The sequence below is a fragment of the Corallococcus sp. AB030 genome, from assembly GCF_003668965.1.
GTDB classification, from domain to species: domain Bacteria; phylum Myxococcota; class Myxococcia; order Myxococcales; family Myxococcaceae; genus Corallococcus; species Corallococcus exiguus.
On sequence record NZ_RAWQ01000379.1, the window covers coordinates 1 to 4,027 of the forward strand.

Consider the following 4,027-nt stretch of genomic DNA (forward strand, 5'->3'; position numbering starts at 1 on the left):
GAACTGAAGCGGCCCGCCTCCCGTGGAGATGACGAACGAGCTCACGCAGGACGCGCGCATCCTCAACTTCCTCGCGGAAGGCGGGGAGGGCTTCATCTCCGGTGAGGCGCTGTCCAACCGGCTGGGCCTGTCGCGCACGGCGGTGTGGAAGCACGTGGAGGCCCTGCGGCTGAAGGGCTACCGCATCGAAGCGGTGCCCGCGAAGGGCTACCGGCTGGTGGGCCGGCCGGACCGGCTCTCCGCGCTGGAGCTCCACCCGCTGCTCGCCACGCGCGCGGTGGGTCGCGTGCTGCACCACCACGACACCATCGGCTCCACCAACGCGGCGGCCTTCCGGCTGGCCCAGGACGGCGCCGCCCACGGCACGGTGGTGGTGGCCGAGCAGCAGACGGCGGGGAAGGGGCGCCGGGGCCGCGCCTGGGTGTCGCCGCCGAACCTGAACCTGTACTTCTCCGCCATCCTGCGCCCGGAGCTGCCTCCGCAGCGCGCGCCGGAGCTCACGCTGGTGGCCGCCGTGGCCCTGGCGGAGACGCTGCGCGACGCGGGCGCGGACGCTGCGATCAAGTGGCCCAACGACGTCCAGATCGCCGGCAAGAAGGTGGCCGGCATCCTCACGGAGCTGTCCGCCGAACCCGAGCGCGTGCACTTCGTCATCGTGGGCGTGGGGGTGAACCTCAACGCGGGCGAGGAGCACTTCCCCGACGAGCTGCGCGCCACGGCCACGTCAGTCGCCCTGGCGCAGGGGCGGCCCGTGGCCCGCGCGCCCTTCACCGCGGCCCTGTGGAACCGGCTGGAGACCTGGCTGGACACGTACCTGGCCACCGGCTTCGACGCGGTGCGCACCCGCTGGAAGGCGCTCTCCAGCACCCTGGGTGTCCCAGTCCGGGTGCGGACGGACCGGGGGGACTGGGAGGGGTTCGCGGAGGACATCGACCCCACGGGCGCCCTGATGGTGCGCATGGCGGACGGCCGTGTGGAGCGCGTGCTGGCGGGGGACGTGGAGCAGCTGCGTCCCCAGCGCTAGAGTGCGCCCCTGATGCTCCTGGCCATCGACGTCGGCAACACCAATACCGTCCTGGGCGTGTACGAGGGCCGGCGGCTCCTGGACCACTGGCGCCTGGAGACGAGCGCGCGCAGGAGCGCGGACGAGTACGGCATCCAGGTGCGCCAGCTCTTCGCGTGGAGCGGCGTCGACGCGAACCAGGTGAAGGCCGTGGCGGTGTCCAGCGTGGTGCCGCCGCTCCAGTTCATCCTGGAGAAGATGAGCGAGCGCTACTTCAAGACGCGCCCCATGTTCGTGGGCCCGGGCGTGAAGACGGGCATGCCCATCCTCTACGACAACCCGCGCGAGGTGGGCGCGGACCGCATCGTCAACGCCGTCGCCGCCTACGAGAAGCACCACCGTGGCCTCATCGTGGTGGACTTCGGCACCGCGACGACGCTGGACGCGGTGACCCCCAAGGGCGAGTACCTGGGCGGCGCCATCTGCCCCGGCATCAACATCTCCATGGAGGCCCTGTTCCAGAACGCCTCCAAGCTCCCCCGCGTCGAGTTCGCCCGGCCGCCCCACGTGGTGGGCCGCAACACCGTGCACTCCATGCAGTCCGGCCTGGTCCACGGCTACGTGAGCATGGTGGACGGCATGTGCGCGCGGATGGAGGCGGAGATGGGCTTCTCCGCGAAAGTGGTGGCCACCGGGGGCCTGGCCCCGCTGGTGGCCAGTGAATCGAAGGCCATCCAGGAGGTGGATGAGTTCCTCACCCTGGAGGGGCTGCGCATCATCTACGGAAGGAATCACGCGACATGAGCACCGCCGACCCCAGCGTTCCGGCCCCGCCCCCGGGCTGCCCCTTCAACGCGGAGTTCCTGCCGCCCAACCTGCGCAAGCACGTGGACCCCAACGCCCCCGTGCCCCTGCGGATGATGGCGGCCAAGTCCCTGGTGCCGCTCAATCCTGCGGACATGCTGGGCGCCCTCTACATGCTCACGTTCGACCCGGACGCGGGCGTGCGCGAGACGGCCGCCAAGACGTCCTCCGGCCTGCCGGACCGCATCCTCGGATCCGCGCTGCGCGACGAGGGCGTGCAGCCGCCCGTGCTGGGCTACTTCCTGGGCCTGCTCAAGGACAAGGAAGCCTACGCGGAGATGCTCGTCCTCAACTCGGAGACGCCGGACGACGCCGTGGCCAGCGTGGCCGGCACGTGCAGCCCGAAGGTGGCGGAGATCATCTCCCAGAACCAGCTGCGCCTGCTGCGCAACGAGGGCATCATCCGCGGCCTGTGCGCCAACCCCGGCGTCCCGGTGTCACTGGTGGACAGCATCTGCGACTTCGCGGTCCGCAGCGGCCTGGTGCTGGCGGACGTGCCCGCGATGCAGGCCGCGCGCGTGCGCATCTACGGCCCGCAGGCCGCCGCCGCGCCGCCGGATCCGGGCCCCACCGCGGAGGAGGTGCTCCAGGAGCTGGGCACGGAGGCGCAGGCCGAGGACGCCGCTCCCATGGAGGAGGGCAAGCGCATGACGCTCGCGCAGCGCATCATGAAGATGTCCATCGCGGAGAAGATCAAGCTGGGCACGCTGGGCAACAAGGAGGCCCGCTCCGCCCTCATCCGCGACACCAACAAGCTCGTCTGCGTGGCCGTCATCCGCAGCCCTCGCATCACCGACGGCGAGGTGCTCGCGTGCGCCGCGAACCGCGCCGTCAACGACGACGTGCTGCGCGTCATCTACAACAACCGCGAGTGGACGAAGATGCAGAAGGTGAAGCTCGCGCTGGTGAAGAACCCCAAGGTGCCGCTCACCGTCACCATGAAGTTCCTCAACACGCTGCGCGACGCGGAGCTGAAGGACCTGTCCCGCGACAAGAACGTGCCCGCCGCCGTGCAGTCCTTCGCCAAGAAGCTGCACGAGAAGAAGACGACCCCGAAGCAACCCAGCAAGTAACCAGGGCGTGGAGTGGGGGAGGGCGGCGCACAAGCCCGCGCCTTCCCCCGGTTTCGTCAGGCGGTACCGCGGCGCTTCAGGCCGCGGCTTCCTCGTCGGCGTCGTCGCCCACGGCGGTGCCCGGCTCGTCCAGCAGCTGCTGCGCGATGGCCAGCGCCTTCTTCGTCTTCTCGCGCAGCTTCTCGTCGCCCTTGATGCGCGCGTAGAGCTTCGTCACGCGCTCCTCGTTGCGCACCGCCGCCTGCTCCAGCTCGGTGATGCGCGCGCGCAGGCCGTCCGCCTCCGCGGCCGCCTGGGCGCTCTGGTTGGAGAGGTCCGCCTGGGACTGCTCCAGCTGGCCGCGCAGGCCGTCCAGCTCGCCACGCAGGCCGTCCAGCTCGCCGCGCAAACCTTCCAGCTCGCCCTGCGCCGCCTCCACCTGCGAGCGCAGCCCTTCGGCCTCGTCGCGCGCCGCCTGGAGGTCCGCGTCCTGCTGGGCCATCTGGGCGCGCAGGCTGTCCGCCTCGGCCACCATCTCCTGGGCCTGGGCCTGGTGCTGATCCAGCTCCGCCTGGAGCGTGCCCAGCTTCGCGGTGGCGCCGCGCGCCTCTTCCTTCGCGGTGGCCAGCTGCTGATCCACGCGCTTGCGCTCCGTGGTGAGCTGCTCCGTGCGCGTGGTGAGCGTCTTGATCTGCGCGTCGCGGCGGTTCAGCTCCTCGTCGGAGGTGGAGGCCTTCTGCTCCAGCTCCAGGTGCTGATCCTTCAGCTCGATGATCTCCTGGTCCTTCTGGTTCAGCTCCGACTTGAGCCGCAGGATCTCCTTGTCGCGCTTGTTGACGGTGTCACGCAGCGCGAACGTGTCCTTGTCGCTCTTGCCGGAGGTGGAGCGGGACGCCTCCAGCTCCGTGGCCTTCGCCTGGAGCTCGGACTCCAGCGACTGCACGCGGTCCTCGACCTGCGTCGTCTCCGCGCGCGAGTCCTCCAGCGCGCTCTGCAGCTCCGCCACCTTCGCGCGCAGGTTGCGCATTTCCGCCAGATCCGCGGCGGACGGGCCCGGGGCGGCGGCCGGCGTCACCGGAGCGGGCACGGCGGCGGGGCGGGCAGCGGC

Annotated in this window: 3 protein-coding genes and 1 pseudogene; 3 read left to right on the plus strand and 1 reads right to left on the minus strand. The window is 70.9% G+C overall.

Going from position 1 to position 4,027, the window contains the following annotated elements; genetic code table 11:
- Positions 1 to 28 precede the first annotated feature (28 nt).
- Genes D7Y15_RS42560 through D7Y15_RS42570 form a run of 3 tightly spaced genes read left to right on the plus strand, consistent with a single transcriptional unit; the run spans position 29 to position 2,940 of the window.
- Entirely contained in the window at positions 29 to 1,024 is a 996-nt protein-coding gene (locus D7Y15_RS42560) for a biotin--[acetyl-CoA-carboxylase] ligase (protein ID WP_169822664.1), read from the plus strand.
- Positions 1,025 to 1,036: 12 nt separating this feature from the next.
- On the plus strand, positions 1,037 to 1,807 hold the full coding sequence (locus D7Y15_RS42565; protein WP_120581704.1) for a type III pantothenate kinase: 771 nt from the start codon (positions 1,037 to 1,039) through the stop codon (positions 1,805 to 1,807).
- Positions 1,804 to 2,940 (plus strand): hypothetical protein, encoded by a 1,137-nt coding sequence (locus D7Y15_RS42570; RefSeq protein WP_121756121.1) that lies wholly within the window; start codon positions 1,804 to 1,806, stop codon positions 2,938 to 2,940. The genes D7Y15_RS42565 and D7Y15_RS42570 overlap by 4 nt, the downstream gene beginning before the upstream one ends.
- A 76-nt stretch (positions 2,941 to 3,016) precedes the next feature.
- Here the strand turns inward: D7Y15_RS42570 and D7Y15_RS42575 are convergent.
- Positions 3,017 to 4,027: pseudogene (locus D7Y15_RS42575) on the minus strand (hypothetical protein); the annotation flags it as partial.

Excerpts from the sequence above, each read along its gene's own strand:
- D7Y15_RS42560 (WP_169822664.1), top strand. The coding sequence starts at position 29 with ATGACGAACGAGCTCACGCAGGACGCGCGCATCCTCAACTTCCTCGCG.
- D7Y15_RS42565 (WP_120581704.1), top strand. The coding sequence starts at position 1,037 with ATGCTCCTGGCCATCGACGTCGGCAACACCAATACCGTCCTGGGCGTG.
- D7Y15_RS42570 (WP_121756121.1), top strand. The coding sequence starts at position 1,804 with ATGAGCACCGCCGACCCCAGCGTTCCGGCCCCGCCCCCGGGCTGCCCC.